Source organism: Haemophilus influenzae, from assembly GCF_003494325.1.
GTDB lineage: Bacteria > Pseudomonadota > Gammaproteobacteria > Enterobacterales > Pasteurellaceae > Haemophilus > Haemophilus influenzae_I.
Genome location: NZ_QQIK01000001.1, coordinates 95,849 through 115,651 on the forward strand (window position 1 = coordinate 95,849; position 19,803 = coordinate 115,651).

Here is a 19,803-nt window from a genome sequence, read left to right on the forward strand (position 1 = left end):
TTCTCTTAAATCACTCGAACACCTTGTGATGCGGTACACACATAAAAAGTTTCTTTTAAACCAGTCGTTTTCTCGTAATTATCCGCAATAATTTTACGAACTGAATCGACTTTATCATGCGGTGCAAGTGCGACAATACAGCCACCAAAACCGCCGCCCGTCATACGTGCACCGCCACTTTTGCCAATAACAAGTTGAACCAATTCAACTAAATAATCAATTTGTGGTACGGTGATTTCAAAATCATCACGCATTGAATCGTGAGATGCTTCCATTAGTTTACCTAAACAAGTCAAATCATTGTTCTTCAATGCTTCTACTGCATCAAGTACTCGTTGATTTTCTGTTACGACATGACGAGCGCGTTTTGCTGCTAACGGAGAAAGTGCGGTCAATTCTGCTTCTCTTTTTTGGAATTGCTCAACTGAAACATCTCGTAATGCTTTCACGCCAAAAAATTTTGCTGCCTCTTCACATTGCTGACGGCGAGTATTGTATTCGCCTGTTACTAAATCGTGCGGTACGTTTGAATTCACAATAATCACGGCGACATCTTGTGGCACTGGTGTTGGCGTGGTTTCAAGACTACGACAATCGATCATCAGTAAGTGATTTTCCTGCCCAAGTGCGGAAATTAACTGATCCATATTGCCACAATTTGCTCCAACAAATTGGTTTTCAGCCTTTTGCCCATTCAATGCAATATCCGTGTGAGAAAGTGGTAAATCGCCAAGTTGTTGGCAGAATTTACCCACCGCAACTTCTAACGCTGCAGATGAACTTAATCCTGAAGAAAGCGGCACATTTCCAGAAATCACTAAATTTGCACCTTGTTGAAAATCCGGGTAACGTTCTTGGATAAATTTTACCACCCCACGCACGTAATTAGCCCATTTGTGTTCACTCTTAGGAATTTCAACATTGAGAGAAAATTCATCAGTTTCATCAAGATCTGCAGCATAAACATTCCAAATATGATCATCTCGTTTTGTACCAGAAACGGCCGTACCAAAATTAATTGCGCAAGGCATAACAAAGCCGTCGTTGTAGTCAGTATGTTCGCCGATGATATTTACTCTGCCAGGTGCATAGACGGTAAGAGCTGGCAAATTTTTATGCTGTCTATTGAAAATTTGTTGAGCATTTTGGATTGGGGTCATATTTCTATCCTTTATATTAAATCTATACTCGATCTGCACCACTCTTTGCTAAAGCGAAAGAGGGGAACTGACTATATTATTTAGTTCTTTCTTTATAATGAACTTCACTCAAAGCACGTAATCGCTCTGCAGCCTGTTCCGCCGTTAAATCGCGTTGGTTTTCGCCTAACATTTCATATCCCACCATAAATTTACGCACGGTTGCTGAACGCAAAAGAGGAGGGTAAAAATGAGCATGTAACTGCCAATGTTCGTTATCTTCGCCGTTAAATGGTGCGGCATGAAATCCCATAGAATATGGGAAAGAGGTTTCAAAGAGATTGTCGTATTTGGTCGTCAATTTTTTCAAAATAACCGCAAGATCTTTTGATTGTTCGTCACTTAATTCAGTTAAACGTTTTACATGAGTTTTTGGTAAAAGCAATGTTTCAAATGGCCAAATAGCCCAATAAGGTACTAAAGCGACCCAATGTTCAGTTTCAACGACAATACGTTCTTGCAACGTCAATTCTCGTTTTACATAATCAACCAACATTACTGAGCCATGTTTTAGCAAATAATCACGTTGTGTACGATCTTCACGAGCAACTTCATTTGGCAAGAAACTATTCGCCCAAATTTGACCATGTGGATGTGGGTTCGAACACCCCATTGCTGCCCCTTTGTTTTCAAAAATTTGCACCCATTGGTATTTCGCACCAAGCTCGCGAAGTTGTTCCTGCCATACTTTAATCACTTCTTCAATCTCAAGTGCGGTCAATAATGGCAATGTTTTACTATGATCGGGAGAGAAACAAATGACTCGACTTTCCCCACGAGCTTGAGAACTTTGGAAAAGAGGATCGGAGGATTTTTCAGGGGCTAGCGTATCTTCTAAAAGTGCGGAAAAATCATTTTTAAACACATAAGGTTTACGATAATCTGGATTTAATTCCCCTGTAATACGCTTATTACTCGGGCAAAGATAACAAGTTGGATCATAACTTGGTTTTTGTTCTTCATTGACTTTTTCCTGTTGCCCTTGCCACGGGCGTTTGGCACGATGTGGCGAAACTAAAACCCATTGATCGATTAACGGATTGTAGCGACGATGTGGATGTTCTGTAGGTTCAAAAAGTGCGGTCATTTTGACTCCTGTTTTTTATCAATGTAAACGATTACATTAATTTATACTAAATTATTGTAAATAAACCGTGATCTTTGTCACAAAATAAGAAAATAAGCAAAATTTTTTATGATTTAGTTCATACTTATGAAAGTAACCGCTTTCAATTTATCGTAAATTATTTATGATCAAAATATAAGATTTATAGATTATAACAAGGAAAAAGTTATGAGTACTATTCGAGATGTCGCTAAATTAGCCAATGTATCTGTCGCTACCGTATCCCGAGTATTAAATCACTCTCTTTCTGTTAGTGAAAATACACGCCTTGCGGTGGAACAAGCTATTGCACAGTTAGCTTATCAACCTAATGCAAATGCTCAAGCCCTTGCCGTGCAAAACACCGATACAATTGGCGTGGTGGTAACCGATGTGACGGATGCCTTTTTTGCGATTTTAGTGAAAGCGGTGGATAAAGTAGCAGAAGCACATCAAAAAACGATTCTTATCGGTATTGGTTATCATCATGCGGAAAAAGAGCGGGAAGCAATTAATACCTTATTACGTAAGCGTTGTAGTTCTCTTGTTGTACATTCTAAAGCCTTATCTGATGATGAATTAAGCCATTATTTAAATACTGTGCAAGGAATGGTAATCATTAACCGTGTTATTAAAGGTTATGAACATCGTTGTGTCAGTTTAGATAACCAAAAAGGCACTTATTTAGCCACGGAAATGCTTATTCGTTATGGGCATCAACATATTGCATATATCGGTTCAAATCACGCCATTTTTGATGAAGTTGAAAGAAGAAATGGTTATCTTGCCGCATTAAAAGATCACAATTATCCCATCATTGAACAGGCGATAACACTCAATAGCCCAGACTTTGAAGGCGGCGAAAAAGCAATGATTGATTTACTTAGTTATAACAAAAATCTTACGGCTGTCGTTGCTTATAACGATTCAATGGCGGCGGGAGCCATTTCAGTTCTCAATGAAAACAATATCAGCGTACCAAGCCAATTTTCAATTATTGGTTTTGATGATATGCCGATTGCCCGTTATTTGATCCCAAAATTAACCACAATTCGCTATCCTATTGATTTAATGGCAACTTATGCGGCTAAATTAGCATTAAGTCTAACTGACGAGAAAATAATTACACCTCCAGTAGTTCAATTTAACCCTACTTTGGTACGCCGTTTTTCGGTGGAATCGCGCTAATTTGTGACATGGATCACAAATTCATAATTTTTTATGTAATCATTTTCATTTTTGCAAATTTGCTCATAGATTAATTACGATAATTTATTTATGATGTACACAACCTTATCTATCCACATCAACTTTCCAAATAGGAGTGTTATTATGAAAAAAACAGCCGTGTTAAGTACCGTCGCTTTCGCTATTGCATTAGGTTCAGCATCTGCAAGTTTTGCTGCAGATAATCGTATTGGGGTAACGATTTATAAATATGATGATAACTTTATGTCTTTAATGCGCAAAGAAATTGATAAAGAAGCTAAAGTAGTCGGTGGCATTAAACTCTTAATGAATGACTCTCAAAATGCACAATCTATTCAAAATGACCAAGTTGATATCTTACTCTCTAAAGGCGTGAAAGCACTTGCGATTAACTTGGTGGACCCAGCGGCAGCTCCAACTATTATTGGCAAGGCAAAATCAGATAATATTCCTGTCGTATTCTTTAACAAAGACCCTGGTGCAAAAGCTATCGGTTCTTATGAACAGGCTTACTATGTAGGTACTGATCCAAAAGAATCAGGCTTAATTCAAGGGGATTTAATTGCAAAGCAATGGAAAGCGAATCCAGCTCTTGACTTAAATAAAGATGGCAAAATCCAATTTGTATTATTAAAAGGCGAACCTGGTCATCCAGATGCGGAAGTGCGTACAAAATATGTTGTAGAAGAACTTAATGCGAAAGGTATCCAAACTGAACAATTATTTATTGATACTGGTATGTGGGATGCTGCAATGGCGAAAGATAAAGTAGATGCTTGGTTATCTAGCTCTAAAGCGAACGACATTGAAGTCATTATTTCTAACAACGATGGTATGGCATTAGGTGCGTTAGAAGCAACAAAAGCGCACGGTAAAAAATTACCTATCTTTGGTGTGGATGCGTTACCAGAAGCATTACAATTGATTAGTAAAGGCGAACTTGCGGGTACAGTATTAAACGATAGTGTAAACCAAGGTAAAGCAGTTGTTCAATTATCTAACAATTTAGCACAAGGTAAATCTGCAACTGAAGGCACAAAATGGGAATTAAAAGATCGTGTTGTACGCATTCCTTATGTTGGTGTGGATAAAGACAACTTAGGTGACTTCTTAAAATAATTTTCCATCAATTTTTGTTGTAATCTAAGGGGAAGTGGATCTTCCCCTTTTTAAAGAGGTTGGATATGACAGCTCAAACTCAATGTCAAGACAGCCAAGTGCTGCTCACAATGACCAATGTCTGCAAGTCCTTTCCAGGCGTAAAAGCTTTAGATAACGCAAACTTAACGGTTCGATCACATTCTGTTCATGCTTTAATGGGTGAGAACGGCGCGGGCAAATCTACATTACTAAAATGTTTATTCGGTATTTATGCCAAAGATGAAGGCGAAATTCTTTTCTTAGGCGAACCCGTCAATTTCAAAACATCTAAAGAAGCCCTTGAAAATGGTATTTCAATGGTGCACCAAGAACTCAACCTCGTGCGCCAAACTAGCGTAATGGATAATTTATGGCTTGGACGCTATCCACTTAAAGGTCCTTTTGTTGATCACGCCAAAATGTACCGTGATACTAAAGCGATTTTTGATGAATTGGATATTGATGTAGATCCGAAAGAAAAAGTCGCCAAACTTTCAGTTTCTCAAATGCAGATGATCGAAATTGCGAAGGCGTTCTCGTATAACGCTAAAATCGTAATCATGGATGAACCAACATCCTCGCTTTCTGAAAAAGAAGTTGAGCATCTGTTTAAAATTATCGACAAATTAAAACAACGCGGTTGCGGCATCATTTATATTTCTCACAAAATGGATGAAATCTTCAAAATCTGTGATGAAATTACTATTTTACGCGACGGTAAATGGATCAACACGGTAAACGTGAAAGAATCTACAATGGAACAAATTGTTGGAATGATGGTAGGGCGTGAATTAACACAGCGTTTCCCTGAAAAAACCAACGTGCCAAAAGAAGTTATTTTGCAGGTGGAAAATCTTACCGCTAAAAATCAACCATCCATTCAAGACGTATCTTTTGAATTACGCAAAGGTGAAATTCTCGGTATTGCAGGACTTGTGGGGGCTAAACGTACCGATATCGTTGAAGCTATTTTTGGCGTACGTGAATTAATCGAAGGAACGATTAAGTTACACGGAAAAACTGTGAAAAATCATACCGCACTTGAAGCGATTAATAATGGCTTTGCATTGGTTACTGAAGAGCGTCGTTCAACGGGGATTTATTCTAATTTAAGTATTGAGTTTAATTCATTGATTTCAAATATGAAATCTTATCTCACTCCGTGGAAATTACTTAGCACGAAGAAGATGAAAAGTGATACCCAGTGGGTAATTGATTCAATGAATGTTAAAACACCATCACACAGAACTACAATTGGTTCTCTTTCTGGTGGTAACCAACAAAAAGTCATTATTGGTCGTTGGCTTTTAACTCAACCTGAAATTTTGATGCTAGATGAGCCGACTCGTGGTATCGATATTGGGGCAAAATTTGAAATTTACCAACTTATTCAAGAACTCGCTAAAAAAGATAAAGGCATTATTATGATTTCATCAGAAATGCCAGAATTACTGGGTGTGACTGATCGCATTTTAGTAATGAGTAACGGTAAATTAGCAGGTATCGTTGAAAGCGCAAAAACATCGCAAGAAGAAATTTTGCAACTCGCGGCAAAATATTTATAAACATAAGGAATGAATTATGAGTGCCTTAGAAAAAAACAAATCCTTTGATCTCTTAAAACAAAATGCGATTTATTTTGTGTTATTGATTTTGCTCGGCATCATCATTGCACAAGATCCGACATTCTTAAATTTAGTCAATTTCAGTAACATCTTAACCCAATCTTCTGTACGTTTAATTATTGCTTTAGGGGTTGCGGGTTTATTGATTACACAAGGGACTGACTTATCTGCAGGTCGTCAAGTTGGTTTGGCTGCAGTTATCTCTGCAACAATGTTGCAATCAATGGAAAATATTAACCGCGTGTTCCCTGAAATGGGACAAATACCAATTCCAATGGTTATTCTCGCAGTTTGTGCTATCGGTGCAGTAATTGGTTTAGTGAATGGTTTAGTTATCGCTTACTTAAATGTAACTCCATTCATCGCAACCATGGGTACAATGATCATCATATATGGTTTCAACTCACTATACTATGATGCTGTAGGTGGTTCTCCAATCGCAGGTTTTAGTGAAAATTTCTCAACATTTGCTCAAGGATTCTTCCGAGTCGGCAGCTTTAAACTCTCTTACATCACGATTTATGCAGCTATTGCAGCATTATTAGTATGGATTATGTGGAACAAAACTCGTTTCGGTAAAAACGTATTTGCTATTGGGGGTAACCCAGAAGCAGCTAAAGTATCTGGTGTAAACGTTGCACGTAACTTAGTTGCAATCTATATGATTGCAGGTATGTTCTATGCCTTTGGTGGTATGCTTGAAGCGGGTCGTATCGGTTCTGCAACTAACAACTTAGGTTTTATGTATGAATTAGATGCTATCGCCGCTTGCGTAGTGGGTGGTGTATCTTTTGCTGGTGGGGTAGGTACAGTAATTGGTGTTATCACTGGGGTTATTATCTTTACTGTTATCAACTACGGTTTAACTTACATCGGTGTAAACCCTTACTGGCAATACATCATTAAAGGTAGCATTATCATTCTAGCGGTAGCCATTGACTCGTTAAAATATGCGAAGAAAAAATAAAGCTGACGCAATCTTAATAAAATGAATGAAAAGTGGGCAAATTTGTCCACTTTTGTTTTATCTATTCAATTCTGAATTAAGGATATTTATGCAATAATCGGCAAACCCTGTATAATTGCGCCACCATTTTCATAGAGAGAAAAAAATGCTAATTAACTTTACACAAGTATTGCAAGACAGTTGGAATTTCTTCCGTAATCAGAAAAAAATTATGCTGCAATTTGTCGCAATTTTATTTATTGTGCAAAGCGCGAGTGCACTTTTAAGTTTTTCAGTTAATGATGAAAATAAAAATGATGTATTAAATCTCGCCAATACAGATATCACAAGTTTTATCTTTTCAGTTGCAATCACTCAAATTTTAACGAGCTTTATTGCAGCTTGGGGATTAACCTCAATCCATAAAATTAGCCTACAAAATTACCGCACTTTAGGTGAAACCTTCTCACTTACCTTGCGCCGTTTTGCAGGCGTAATTCTGTTAGATCTATTAATGGTTGCACCAATGTTACTTGGTCTTGGTGAAGCCTTTGCTGCATTACTCACAAAAAAATCGCCCTCTATTATGTCACTTATCGCGATGCTTGTTGGCGTTTGGTTCTTTGTCCGTTTAAATTTAACGGTAGTACATTATCTTTCTACTCAAGAGGCACTTTCGCAAACTATCCGAAAAATTTGGATGCAAGGAAATACTCGAAAAGGCGTATTGTTTATTTACACCCTACTGGTTTATTTTCTCGTGCCAATTCTTATTTTCCAATTAAGCGCATTTTCCAATAATGCTATATTTGATATGGTAATAGGCATTTTCACCGCATTACTTAATATTTTCATGCTAGTAGTGACTTATCGTTTCTACAGCTTATTTATGAAGGATTAATCAATATGAAACAACTCCTTGACTTTATCCCTTTAATTTTATTTTTTATCACTTACAAACTCGGTGGTGTACGTGAAGCAGCCATCGTATTAGTGGTTGCAACAATTTTGCAGATCGTGATTTTAAAATGGAAATACGGAATAGTTGAAAAACAACAGAAAATTATGGCAAGTGCGGTCGTTTTTTTTGGACTTTTAACCGCTTACTTTAATGAAATCCGCTATTTGCAATGGAAAGTGACAATTATCAATGGCTTATTTGCTATTGTTTTGCTCGTCGCACAATTTCAATTTAAAACCCCATTAATCAAAAAGTTACTTGGTAAAGAGCTACAACTGCCCGAAAAGGCTTGGAATACACTTAACCTTGGCTGGGCATTATTCTTTATTATTTGTATGTTGGTAAATATTTATATCAGCCATAATATGTCGGAAGAGGCTTGGGTTGATTTCAAATCTTTCGGAATTATTGGTATGACAGTGATTGCAACCATTATTTCGGGAGTTTATATTTATCGTTATTTGCCTAAAGATGGCTCAAATTCAAAAGACGGAGAGAAATAATGTCTGCCAATTTTACTGATAAAAATGGTCGCCAATCAAAAGGAGTTCTTTTACTACGAACTTTGGCGATGCCTTCTGACACCAATGCTAACGGAGATATTTTTGGTGGCTGGATTATGTCTCAAATGGATATGGGCGGCGCGATTTTAGCGAAAGAAATCGCACACGGACGCGTGGTTACTGTTGCCGTTGAAAGTATGAATTTTATCAAACCAATCTCTGTGGGCGATGTTGTTTGTTGCTACGGTGAATGTCTCAAAGTTGGGCGTTCTTCCATTAAAATTAAAGTAGAAGTATGGGTAAAAAAAGTGGCGAGTGAGCCAATTGGCGAACGTTATTGTGTCACCGATGCGGTATTTACTTTTGTTGCAGTTGATAATAATGGTCGCTCTCGCACGATTCCCCGTGAAAATAACCAAGAGTTAGAAAAAGCATTAGCCTTAATTTCAGAACAACCCTTGTAAATAAAAGGAAATCATTATGTACTATGTTATTTTTGCCCAAGATATTCCCAATACGTTAGAAAAGCGTCTTGCCGTACGCGAGCAACACTTGGCTCGTTTAAAACAACTTCAAGCGGAAAATCGCTTACTGACAGCAGGCCCAAATCCTGCAATTGATGATGAAAATCCGAGTGAAGCTGGTTTTACAGGTTCAACCGTTATTGCTCAATTTGAAAATCTACAAGCGGCAAAAGACTGGGCTGCACAAGATCCTTATGTAGAAGCTGGCGTATATGCGGATGTTATTGTAAAGCCGTTTAAAAAAGTCTTTTAATTTAAATAACGTAATATGAAAAAAGTCGCTTTAATTTCTTTTTGCATTTTGACCGCACTTTCTGCTTTTGTCGATTCGCCTAATACGGCAACAGCATCAATCAATCTTGAGCAAGAGAAACAAAACTGGGCGTCAATACAGCATCAAGATTATTTAAAACGTCTAAAACAACGTGAAGTCTTTTTGCAAGTTGAAGGTTTGCTAAAAAGTGCGGTAAAAAACCAGCAATTTTCTGAAGCGACTCAAAATATCACAAAAACCTTAATAGACTCATTGCAAGGCTACCCTTTGCAATATGATCTGCTTGCTCGATTTTGGGAGACAAAAATCGCCTTTTTGCAGAATGATGATATTCAAGGAAAACAACAAGCAATAAATGAACTCAATGCGTTAGTGCAACAAAATTACCCTTTTGTGACGCCAGCATTTCAAGCCTTATTACAAAAACTATCCACGTTAAACGAACAACAAACATCAGCAACTTCAGATAATGCTAAAGAAAATAACAGGGTTCAAAAAGAACAAAATCAAGTAGAAAATCCTAAACAACTTGCTGAAATTGTAAGAAAAAGTGATCCTAACACTTTAGATAAAACCGTATTAATTGATGCTTTCCCACGTTATCTTAAAACGCTACCTGAACAAATGAATAACCTAAGTTTTGAATCCTATCAAAAATGGGCAAATACTTGGCAACTCTCAGAAGATGAAATCAAACAGTGGAAAATAGCCTTTTTAAATCGCTTTTTTGATAATGAAAACACTGATTTTCAAAAATGGCGTGATGAACAAATCCGACAATTACAGACTGATAATTTAACCGAACGCCGTTTACGAATGGCTATTTGGCAAAAAACTGAATTAACCTCTTGGCTAAATTTGCTTTCTGCCGAATCAAAAAGTAAGCAAGAATGGCGTTATTGGGAAGCTAAACAAGATATATTAAAAAATACCAAAAAACTGACCGCACTTTCAAAAGAGCGTGGCTTTTATCCAATGTTAGCGGCTACACAATTAAAACAAGCATATCAACTGAATGTCCCTATTGTGCCAAGTTTTACTCAAGCTGAACAACTTCCTTTTAAGCAAGTTTTTGCAATGATTACAGAATTAAGAGAACTTGGACGAAATGGTTTAGCAAAACAACGTTGGCGAATTTTACTTGATAATGTTGATTTCACAACTCAGCTAAAACTTTCTGAATATGCCAAAAATCAGCAATGGTTTGAATTAGCTGTTGATGCTTCTATTGTGGCAAAAGCGTGGGATTACCTGTCTCTTCGTCTTCCAAATGCTTATTCTGAATACTTCAATGCTGCATTACAGAATTTGAATATCAGCAAAACTTTTGCTATGGCAATCGCTCGTCAAGAAAGTGCTTGGAATCCAATGGCACAATCTTCAGCAAATGCGCGGGGCTTAATGCAGCTTTTGCCAAGTACGGCAAAATTGACTGCAGAGAATAATCAACTACCTTATCAAGGCGAACAAGATTTATTCAAACCATTGAATAATATTTTGCTAGGTACCGCACATCTGAATGAACTCAATGGAAAATATTCTAATAATCGAATATTGATTGCAGCCGCTTATAATGCAGGGGCAAATCGAGTAGAAAAATGGTTAAGTCGCGCGAGTGGAAAATTAGCATTAGATGAATTTGTTGCATCTATTCCTTTTTATGAAACTCGTGGTTATGTGCAAAATGTAGTCGCTTATGATTTTTACTATCAAATTTTGCAAAATAAAGAAAACCCACAAATCTTTAGCCAAGAAGAATTGAATCGGCTATACTAAATGCACTAGTTTAATAGTGTAAAATGGGAGCATAATTATGTATATCAGCCGTAATTTAGAACAATGGAATGCATTTCTTCAAATGCTAAAAATCGCCTTTGAAGAAAATAAAGCGCAGGAATTTCTAACTTTATTATTAACTGCAGACGAACGAGATGCTGTAGGATTACGCTTGCAGATTGTCTCTCAGCTGATTGATAAAAATATGCCTCAGCGTGAAATTCAACAAAATCTGAATACAAGTGCCGCCACAATCACTCGAGGTTCCAATATGATTAAAACGATGGATCCTGATTTTATGCAATGGATGAAACAACATCTTGATCTCATTGAAAAAAACTAAGCGAATTTTTACCGCACTCTCTCACTTATTTAGTCCTAAATGGTGGAAAAAAAACTGGCAGCGAGTTGTCTTTTGTTTTTTTTTCGCCGTTTTTGCTTTGTTGCTGATTTTTCGCTTTGTACCTATTCCATTTTCCGCTTATATGGTACAACAAAAAATCGCTAATCTTTTACAAGGCGATTTTCGATATCAAATTCAATATGACTGGGTTAGCCTAGAAAATATCTCTCCAAACATTCAATTAGCTGTGATTTCATCAGAAGATCAGCGTTTTCCTGAACATTTAGGCTTTGATTTTGAGGCTATCCAACGAGCAGTTCGGTATAACGAAAAATCTAACAAAGGAATCCGAGGGGCATCAACTATTTCCCAGCAAACTGCTAAAAACTTAATGCTTTGGCACGGACAAAATTGGCTACGAAAAGGTTTAGAAGTTCCAGCGACTATGTTGCTTGAGCTGACTTGGTCGAAAAAACGTATTTTAGAAGTGTATTTAAATATTGCGGAATTTGGAAACGGCATTTTTGGTGTGGAAGCGGCAAGTCGCTATTACTTTAAAAAATCAGCTAAAAATTTATCTCAAAATGAAGCCGCACTTTTAGCTGCTGTGTTGCCCAATCCAATCATTTATAAAGTAAATAAGCCAAGCTTATTAGTTCGTAAAAAACAAACTTGGATTTTGAGACAAATGGGAAATTTAGGCACTGAATACTTGAGCGATTTATAAAAAATGCAATCGAATTTCTAAAGTAAAACAAACTAAAAAATATTTACTTAATATATAAAATAAAAAACGAGTCTAAGACTCGTTTTTTTATTTATAACATTTTTATTACAGGTTTATTACCGCAAATAATACCCAAACGGTATAAATTGTGGCTAAACCGTAAAAGATAAATCCACCAGCTGGCACATGTACTTTAAGATCGTGCATACCGTGATGAATACGGTGTAAACCACACCACATTGGGAAAATAGTAAGCACTAAAATAACTAATTTACCAATCCAAGAATAAGCAAAAGTAATTAAATTATGCACATCGACTAAACCAAATGGTAATAACAAACCGATGATTAGAATAACGACAGGAAGGAAAATTGCACTCACTGTGCCACCTGCACCGAACATTAACCATACTGGCGGTTCGCCGGAGCGTTTTGGATTTTGATCAACCATTTTTTCTCTCCCTTAAATATAAACTAAAACTAACGCAATCACGCTAACTAATGCGGTTACCGCCCAAAGTGCATTTCTTACAACTGTGTGTGGTAAGCGTTCATTTTTCACAATGATATTCATCACTTTTGGTGTCATTAAGAAATATGTCACCGTATGATAAAGCGTTGCGATAAGCGTAATAATATTTAAGAACACCACAATAGGGTTTCTTAAAAACTCAATAAAGCTCAATATGCCTAAGCCTGGCATTGGATTGCTTGCAAGACAAAGAACACCATAAAGCAATACAATACAAAACCATACAGCAAAGACTGAAGTCGCTTCACGTAGCATATAGGCTTTGTAGAAGTCCAATTTTTGCCACCAAGTCGCTGTCATTGGACGAACATATTTTTTACGTTTACTCACTGTTACTGACATTCCTTCCCCCTTAGCCTTTTGGTTTTAGCATAGAGATAACATAATCTTTGGCACTTTCCACTTTTCCTTGGTTAATTGCAGAAGCAGGATCCACATGTTTTGGACAAACTTCTGAGCAATAGCCAACGAAAGTACAACTCCAAACCCCGTTTTTACCATTTAATAATGACATACGTTTTGCTTTACCATGGTCACGGTTATCAAGGTTGTAACGGTGTGCCATTGTAATCGCTGCTGGGCCTAAGAATTCTGGATTTAAACCAAATTGAGGACAAGCGGCATAGCATAAACCACAGTTGATACACATTGAGAATTGACGATATTTCTCAAGCTGTGCTGGCGTTTGTTTAGTACGGCTAACTTGCAATTCTTTCGATGGATGTGGTTTACCATCTAATGCTGGTGCTTCGTTACCAATAATATAAGGCTTAATAGCCTCTAAACTTTCGATAAAGTGGCTTAAATCAACCACTAAGTCGCGTTCAATAGGGAAGTTTGCTAATGGCTCGATACGCATATGGCCGCTGTAATCACGTAAGAAAGTTTTACAAGCCAATTTTGGTTTGTTATTTACCATCATCCCGCAAGAACCGCAGATCGCCATACGGCAAGACCAACGATAAGAAAGAGATGGTTCAAGTTTATCCTTAATATAGCCTAACGCATCAAGCAATGAAGTTTGATTATCATAAGGTACTTGATAGGTGCTTAAATGTGGCTCTTGATCGATTTCAGGATTGTAGCGTAATACTTCAACATTCATTACTGGTGAATTAGCCATTTGCTTGCTCCTTAGCTTTCGCAGCTGCTTCTTGAGCTTCTGCTTCCGCACCGTAAAGACGTTTTGCAGGTTGAGATTTAGTAATTTTCACCGGACTGTATTCAATGCGCGGCGCACCATTCTCACTGTAGAAAGCAAGTGTGTGTTTTAAATAATTTACATCGTCACGTTCTGTGTAATCTAAGCGTTGGTGAGCACCACGAGATTCTTTACGTTCAATCGCTGAATTTGCAATAGATTGCGCAACATCTAGAATGTAACCCAACTCAACGGTGTAAAGCACATCTGTATTGAACACGCTTGAATTATCTGATACGCGAATACGTTTGTAACGTTCTTTTAACTCTGCAATTTTATCTACTGCTTTTTGCATACTTGCTTGGTCACGGTAAATACCACAACCTTCTTCCATCACGGTACCCATTTCATCACGGATTTCAGACCAAGATTCATTACCTTCTTGTTTGTGAAGAGCTTCTAGGCGAGCAACAACGTCTTTTGCTTGAGCATCAACCGCACTTTGATTTACAGATTGAGCCTCAACTGCACGTTGTGCTGCATATTCCCCAGCAACGCGACCTAACACAACAAGTTCAGCTAAAGAGTTAGATCCTAAACGGTTTGCGCCGTGTAAACCTGAAGATGCGCATTCTCCTACAGCAAATAAACCTTTGATACGTGTTTCGCTGTTAAAATCAACCTCAATACCGCCCATGGTGTAGTGAACAACTGGACGAACTGGAATTGGTTCATTTACTGGATTTACACCTTCATAAGCACTTGCTAATTCACAAATGAATGGCAGACGCTCATGTAAATATTTTTCACCAAGATGACGTAAATCTAAATGCACCACATCTACGCCTTTCGCGGTTTTTAAGGTATTACCTTTTTTCCATTCTTGCCAGAATGCTTGAGAAACTTTATCACGAGGGCCAAGTTCCATATATTTATTTTGCGGTTTGCCAATTGGCGTTTCAGGACCTAGACCGTAATCTTGAAGATAACGGTAGCCATCTTTATTCACTAAGATACCGCCTTCGCCACGACAACCTTCAGTCATTAAAATACCCGTATTAGGTAAGCCTGTTGGATGATATTGAACAAACTCCATATCACGAAGTGGTACACCGTGACGATATGCCATAGATAAGCCGTCACCTGTTACAATGCCGCCATTGGTATTAAATTTAAATGCACGACAACCGCCACCAGTTGCGATAACAACCGCATTGGCATTAATTTGAACAAGTGATCCTTCCATCATGTTCATTGCAACCATACCACGAGCATGGCCATCATCAACAAGAATATCTAATACGAAGTGTTCATCAAAACGTTGGATTTGTGGATATTGAATAGAAGTTTGAAAAAGTGTGTGTAATAAGTGGAAACCTGTTTTATCTGCAGCGAACCAAGTGCGCTCAATTTTCATTCCACCGAAACGGCGTACGTTTACATCGCCATCAGCTTTACGGCTCCAAGGACATCCCCAACGTTCTAATTGAGTCATTTCTACAGGGGAATGTTGCACGAAATATTCCACTACATCCTGCTCACAAAGCCAGTCCCCACCAGCAACGGTATCTTGGAAGTGTTTATCGTAAGAATCTTCTTCTTTGATAACTGCCGCTGCGCCACCTTCTGCTGCTACAGTATGGCTACGCATCGGGTATACTTTAGAAACTAATGCAATTTTTAAGTTAGGATTTGCTTCTGCTGCGGCAATCGCTGCACGTAAACCACCGCCACCAGCACCAACAATCGCAATATCGACATTAACTGTTTGCACGATATCCTCCAATCAATAGAAAGTAAAAATAAATCCCCTAAAAGGGTAATATTGTGTGGGCATTGTGCCATTTTTTGTTACAAATTAATAACGTTTTTTATGTCTAAAGATGGAAAAGATCGTATTTTGTGATCTACCTCAAAAAAGCTAAGATTGAGTTGAGAGTAGCTCTCGTTTACAATGTGCAAAATTTTTAAAACAGGATTAAAAATGACCGCACTTAATCATTGGCAACCTTCTGCTGATATAAAAAATCTTCTTAAACGGGCAAAAATTATTGCTGAAATTCGTCAATTTTTTACAGAACGCGGTTTGCTTGAAGTAGAGACCCCTGTTCTAAGTGAATTTGGCGTCACTGATTTACATCTTTCCACCTTTAGCACGGAATTTCTTGCGCCTTTTGATAATCAATCCAAAACACTTTGGCTTTCTACAAGCCCTGAATATCATATGAAACGCTTGCTTGCTGCAGGCAGTGGGCCGATATTCCAAATCAGTAAAGTGTTTCGCAACGAAGAGGCTGGAAATCGCCATAATCCAGAATTCACTATGTTGGAATGGTATCGACCGCACTTTCATATGCATCGTTTAATTAATGAGGTAGATGATTTGCTCCAACAAATTTTAGATTGTCCACCTGCAGAAAGTTTAAGCTACCAATTTGTTTTCCAAGAATATGTAGGCTTAGATCCCTTGTCAGCAGAACGTTCAGAATTAATTGAAGCAGCACGTAAACATAATTTTATGGCTGAAGATAATGAAGATCGCGATACGTTATTACAGTTTTTATTTAGTGAAGTCGTTGAGCCTCAAATTGGAAAAGAACGACCTATTGCCGTGTATCATTTCCCTTCAACACAAGCAGCTCTAGCACAAGTAAGCCCAGAAGATCAGCGGGTAGCAGAACGCTTTGAGTTCTATTATAAAGGTTTAGAATTAGCCAATGGTTTTCACGAACTTGCCGATGCGCAAGAACAACGTCATCGCTTTGAATTAGATAATCAACAAAGACAAAAATGTGAATTGCCTACTCGAGAAATTGATGAACGCTTTCTTGCTGCCTTAGAAGCGGGTATGCCAGATGCTTCAGGTGTCGCATTAGGAATAGATCGTTTAATGATGATCGCTTTAGATTGTGAAAAAATTAATGACGTTATTTCTTTTGCTGTGGACAATGCTTAAAGGTAAAAGTGCGGTAAAAATTGTCATCATTTTTATTTAATGGGTGATCCATAATGGCAATTTTATATTCATTGATAGCCCGCCTAATATTTCTTTTTGATAATTAACAATATTCGCTTCTTTTAATGGGGGAATAAATTCTGAGATCGAAATTAGGTACAGTGATCACAAGGCTCATCATTATGAAAAAAAGAAAACCAAAACATAAGAAATGTTTGGATAGTGAGTTGATTTAAATTGAAAAAATAACCTAATTTCATAAAAATTAGGTAACTAAAGCGTATCCTTTTCCGCGTAAAGTTTTAAACCAAGAGGGCTTGTTTTTTCGTTTTGGTAATTTGCGTCTTAAATTAGAGATGTGCATATCAAGAGAACGATCAAATGGAGTGAGTGGTTTTTCCATTACTTCTAAACTTAATTCTTCTCGACTTACCACATTTCCCTTAGATTTAAGCAATAAACAAAGAATCTTAAATTCATAATCCGTTAAATTTAGATTTTCTTCATTATAGGTTGCAATTCCGTGAGAAAAGTGGAGAGTAATTCCGTCAAAAGAAAGGATTTCTACATTTGATATATTATTTGAAGGAGATGCACTACGACGCAAAATCGCCTTAATTCTTGCAATAAGTTCACGATCGTTAAAAGGTTTGGGTAAATAATCATCCGCTCCCAATTCTAAGCCTAATACGCGATCAATGTCTTCGCCTCTTGCTGTTAGCATCATCACTGGCACGTTAGAGACTTTACGAATTTCTTTTAATGTTTCGATACCATTTAACTTTGGCATCATTACATCAAGTAAAACCAGTTTATAGCTTTCATTGAGTTTTTGTAATGCATCTAATCCATTATTTGCAGTTTCAACGTCAAAACCCTCAAGTTCTAAAAGTGTAGAAAGTAGTTCAGTTAATTCAATATCATCATCAACGAGTAAGAGTTTTGACATTGGAGATTCCTTTTACCAATTATTCTTATTGTAGTGCGGTGAAAATAAAAAGATTATTTCCAGAATTTCCACCAGCTTGATTTTGGTTTCTCACCTGTTTCAATAATGGTGTTATTTTCGCCTTGTTGTGAAACCTGTGGTAAAGGTTTATCAAGATGGGTTTCTGTCACAATCCCACGTTGATCAAATTTTACTGTGAAAGTATGTTGAACTGGCGTTTCATAGGCACGTTGTTGTAAGAACACATAGTACCAAGTCTGACTATTATAAGGATCGACTAATACTGGCGTACCCAACAAATATTGTACTTGTTGGGCGGTCATGCCTTCTTTAACTTGCGCAACGGTAGTCGCCTCTAAATAATTGCCTTGCGGTACATCAATTCGATATACAACTTTTTCAACGGTGGAACAAGAAGCGAGGCTTAATGCTAAAAAGGTTGCGCCTAAAAGTGTTTTAACTTGCATTTTCTTTACCTTAATTTGTGCAAAAGTTCTGTCAAATAATATCCAAAATTGGGTGTATTTCCAAATTAATTCTCTGATTTTAAAGCCTTTTGTAATTGATCTTTTAAATTTGGTGGTAAGCCTTTGATGGTTAGGGTATCTGTCATAGGATCCCATTGAATACGTGTATTTAATAATTCCGCATCAAAACTTAGGGTAACGCCCTTTCCTGACCCAGAGAATTTTGTTAGCGATTTCAATGTTGAACGTATTGGTGGAATACTCTCTTCCAAACCATAATTCTGTTTTTCCGTAAAGACGACAAAAGGCTGTTCGTTTAGAGTGGGTAATGAATCAGAAAGTTCCCTTAATTCAATATTGTTACCATTTGAAAGCTGACCTTTACAATATTCAAACACTTGTTTTTTTACCGCTTGAGTTTGCTCTTTGTTGAGTTCGCCTTGATCGCAGTAATCACTCACAGCTTGCAATAAACATTGATTTTGAACTTGTGGATTTAATCCTTCTTCGGCACCTAAAAAATCCATAAAAAAATCACTAATTTTGCGACCAACACGGCCTTTTATAAAGGTTAAATAACGATTAGAGTTCGCGTTTACTTGCAAATCCGTCAAATTTATCCGTGCCGCAATATCAAACTGAGTAATATCCAAATATTCTGTACGGCGAATATCTAAATGCTCATCGACTAACATACTATGACGGCTATCAAGCAATGCAATAAACAAATAATCTGTCGCTAAGAAATTATATTGACATAAAATCAAGGTGCCACTTTCCGCAAAGTTATATTTACCTAGCTCATCTGCAAGCAATTTTGTTGAATATTGACTAAAACCTAAAAATTCAATTTCTTGCTCTAATAAACGATTTAAATGTTGTGCAAATATAGACTTTTCCTGAAACACGCCAAAAGCCTTCGCTTTATTTTGATAGCCTTGATGCAATTGCAACATCATTTGTTCTACTTCTGGTGTAATGGACAGCAACTCGTCGCGAAATACGCTTTCCATTTTTATACTGTCGCCATCCACATTTTTGACTAACTGATGCAAAACAATTTGATTAACGGTAATACTCATTTTTGTCACCTTTGAAAAATTTGCCGCAAATTATAACCGCACTTTTTAAGCAAGAAAAAAGAAATTATTTAGGTTCTACCAAATAATCGGGTATCATAAGCCAAATTTTTTTTATTTTTAACATTATGGCTCAACATTCTAAATATTCTGATGCTCAATTAAGTGCGATTGTAAACGATATGATCGCAGTATTAGAAAAACATAAAGCCCCTGTAGATCTTTCGTTAATCGCATTGGGTAACATGGCGAGTAATTTATTAACCACCAGCGTGCCACAAACTCAACGTGAGGCATTAGCTCAAGCGTTTTCGAATTCCTTAATTAATGCGGTAAAAACACGTTAAT

At 37.2% G+C, this 19,803-nt stretch carries 22 protein-coding genes; 13 read left to right on the top strand and 9 right to left on the bottom strand.

Features of this window, described 5'->3' with window-relative positions; all coding sequences use genetic code 11:
* Window positions 1–5: 5 nt before the first annotated feature.
* Both galK and galT read right to left on the bottom strand, forming a co-directional pair.
* Window positions 6–1,160 carry a galactokinase gene (gene galK, locus DV356_RS00535; RefSeq protein ID WP_118806375.1) on the bottom strand — a complete coding sequence of 385 codons (1,155 nt, stop codon included), beginning with the start codon at window positions 1,158–1,160 and terminating at the stop codon, window positions 6–8.
* A gap of 76 nt (window positions 1,161–1,236) precedes the next feature.
* A complete protein-coding gene (gene galT, locus DV356_RS00540; protein ID WP_118806376.1) occupies window positions 1,237–2,286 on the bottom strand; it encodes a galactose-1-phosphate uridylyltransferase in 1,050 nt (349 codons plus the stop codon).
* 207 nt (window positions 2,287–2,493) lie between these two features.
* Between galT and DV356_RS00545 the strand changes: the two genes are divergently transcribed.
* The 11 genes from DV356_RS00545 (at window position 2,494) to mtgA (ending at window position 12,332) form a co-directional block, all read left to right on the top strand.
* A complete protein-coding gene (locus DV356_RS00545; RefSeq protein WP_005652428.1) occupies window positions 2,494–3,492 on the top strand; it encodes a substrate-binding domain-containing protein in 999 nt (332 codons plus the stop codon).
* A gap of 144 nt (window positions 3,493–3,636) precedes the next feature.
* Window positions 3,637–4,632, top strand: a complete 996-nt coding sequence (gene mglB / locus DV356_RS00550; RefSeq protein WP_005663075.1) for a galactose/glucose ABC transporter substrate-binding protein MglB — start codon at window positions 3,637–3,639, stop codon at window positions 4,630–4,632.
* 65 nt (window positions 4,633–4,697) lie between these two features.
* Entirely contained in the window at window positions 4,698–6,218 is a 1,521-nt protein-coding gene (mglA, locus tag DV356_RS00555) for a galactose/methyl galactoside ABC transporter ATP-binding protein MglA (RefSeq protein WP_005652432.1), read from the top strand.
* 16 nt (window positions 6,219–6,234) lie between these two features.
* Window positions 6,235–7,245, top strand: coding sequence for a galactose/methyl galactoside ABC transporter permease MglC (mglC, locus tag DV356_RS00560; RefSeq protein ID WP_118806377.1), 1,011 nt, complete (start codon window positions 6,235–6,237; stop codon window positions 7,243–7,245).
* Window positions 7,246–7,390: 145 nt separating this feature from the next.
* Window positions 7,391–8,125 carry a hypothetical protein gene (locus DV356_RS00565; protein ID WP_105877868.1) on the top strand — a complete coding sequence of 245 codons (735 nt, stop codon included), beginning with the start codon at window positions 7,391–7,393 and terminating at the stop codon, window positions 8,123–8,125.
* Between the two features lie 5 nt (window positions 8,126–8,130).
* Window positions 8,131–8,688, top strand: a complete 558-nt coding sequence (locus tag DV356_RS00570) for a septation protein A (protein ID WP_011272232.1) — start codon at window positions 8,131–8,133, stop codon at window positions 8,686–8,688.
* Window positions 8,688–9,152 (top strand): acyl-CoA thioester hydrolase YciA, encoded by a 465-nt coding sequence (gene yciA / locus DV356_RS00575; RefSeq protein ID WP_005652441.1) that lies wholly within the window; start codon window positions 8,688–8,690, stop codon window positions 9,150–9,152. The genes DV356_RS00570 and yciA overlap by 1 nt, the downstream gene beginning before the upstream one ends.
* 16 nt (window positions 9,153–9,168) lie before the next feature.
* On the top strand, window positions 9,169–9,465 hold the full coding sequence (locus tag DV356_RS00580; RefSeq protein ID WP_005648344.1) for a YciI family protein: 297 nt from the start codon (window positions 9,169–9,171) through the stop codon (window positions 9,463–9,465).
* Window positions 9,466–9,480: 15 nt separating this feature from the next.
* A complete protein-coding gene (locus tag DV356_RS00585; RefSeq protein ID WP_118806378.1) occupies window positions 9,481–11,262 on the top strand; it encodes a transglycosylase SLT domain-containing protein in 1,782 nt (593 codons plus the stop codon).
* A gap of 37 nt (window positions 11,263–11,299) precedes the next feature.
* Window positions 11,300–11,605 carry a trp operon repressor gene (trpR, locus tag DV356_RS00590; protein ID WP_005629736.1) on the top strand — a complete coding sequence of 102 codons (306 nt, stop codon included), beginning with the start codon at window positions 11,300–11,302 and terminating at the stop codon, window positions 11,603–11,605.
* Window positions 11,592–12,332 carry a monofunctional biosynthetic peptidoglycan transglycosylase gene (gene mtgA, locus DV356_RS00595; RefSeq protein WP_074039539.1) on the top strand — a complete coding sequence of 247 codons (741 nt, stop codon included), beginning with the start codon at window positions 11,592–11,594 and terminating at the stop codon, window positions 12,330–12,332. Before trpR ends, mtgA begins: the two co-directional genes overlap by 14 nt.
* Window positions 12,333–12,437: 105 nt before the next feature.
* On the opposite strand, the gene frdD is transcribed toward mtgA, so the two are convergent.
* The 4 genes from frdD to frdA are packed head-to-tail and all read right to left on the bottom strand — an operon-like array spanning window position 12,438 to window position 15,778.
* Window positions 12,438–12,782, bottom strand: a complete 345-nt coding sequence (gene frdD / locus DV356_RS00600; RefSeq protein WP_005648338.1) for a fumarate reductase subunit FrdD — start codon at window positions 12,780–12,782, stop codon at window positions 12,438–12,440.
* A 12-nt stretch (window positions 12,783–12,794) separates the two neighbouring features.
* A complete protein-coding gene (frdC, locus tag DV356_RS00605) occupies window positions 12,795–13,205 on the bottom strand; it encodes a fumarate reductase subunit FrdC (RefSeq protein ID WP_005652451.1) in 411 nt (136 codons plus the stop codon).
* Window positions 13,206–13,215: 10 nt separating this feature from the next.
* The gene (locus tag DV356_RS00610) at window positions 13,216–13,986 is read right to left on the bottom strand and encodes a succinate dehydrogenase/fumarate reductase iron-sulfur subunit (protein ID WP_005639269.1); all 771 of its coding nucleotides are present in this window, start codon (window positions 13,984–13,986) and stop codon (window positions 13,216–13,218) included.
* On the bottom strand, window positions 13,979–15,778 hold the full coding sequence (frdA, locus tag DV356_RS00615) for a fumarate reductase (quinol) flavoprotein subunit (RefSeq protein ID WP_118806379.1): 1,800 nt from the start codon (window positions 15,776–15,778) through the stop codon (window positions 13,979–13,981). The genes DV356_RS00610 and frdA overlap by 8 nt, the downstream gene beginning before the upstream one ends.
* A gap of 210 nt (window positions 15,779–15,988) precedes the next feature.
* Here frdA and epmA point away from each other — a divergent pair, with 210 nt between their 5' ends.
* A complete protein-coding gene (epmA, locus tag DV356_RS00620) occupies window positions 15,989–16,960 on the top strand; it encodes an elongation factor P--(R)-beta-lysine ligase (RefSeq protein WP_032826703.1) in 972 nt (323 codons plus the stop codon).
* A gap of 265 nt (window positions 16,961–17,225) precedes the next feature.
* Here the strand turns inward: epmA and DV356_RS00625 are convergent, their stop codons facing one another.
* From DV356_RS00625 to yejK, 3 genes are all read right to left on the bottom strand, one after another.
* The gene (locus DV356_RS00625; protein WP_118806380.1) at window positions 17,226–17,909 is read right to left on the bottom strand and encodes a response regulator; all 684 of its coding nucleotides are present in this window, start codon (window positions 17,907–17,909) and stop codon (window positions 17,226–17,228) included.
* Between the two features lie 53 nt (window positions 17,910–17,962).
* Window positions 17,963–18,376: an outer membrane protein assembly factor BamE gene (gene bamE, locus DV356_RS00630; RefSeq protein WP_005693190.1), complete on the bottom strand. Its 414-nt coding sequence runs from the start codon at window positions 18,374–18,376 to the stop codon at window positions 17,963–17,965.
* A gap of 65 nt (window positions 18,377–18,441) precedes the next feature.
* A complete protein-coding gene (yejK, locus tag DV356_RS00635; RefSeq protein ID WP_005652457.1) occupies window positions 18,442–19,458 on the bottom strand; it encodes a nucleoid-associated protein YejK in 1,017 nt (338 codons plus the stop codon).
* A gap of 125 nt (window positions 19,459–19,583) precedes the next feature.
* Here yejK and DV356_RS00640 point away from each other — a divergent pair, with 125 nt between their 5' ends.
* Window positions 19,584–19,802 (top strand): YejL family protein, encoded by a 219-nt coding sequence (locus DV356_RS00640; protein ID WP_005625990.1) that lies wholly within the window; start codon window positions 19,584–19,586, stop codon window positions 19,800–19,802.
* Window position 19,803 lies beyond the last annotated feature (1 nt).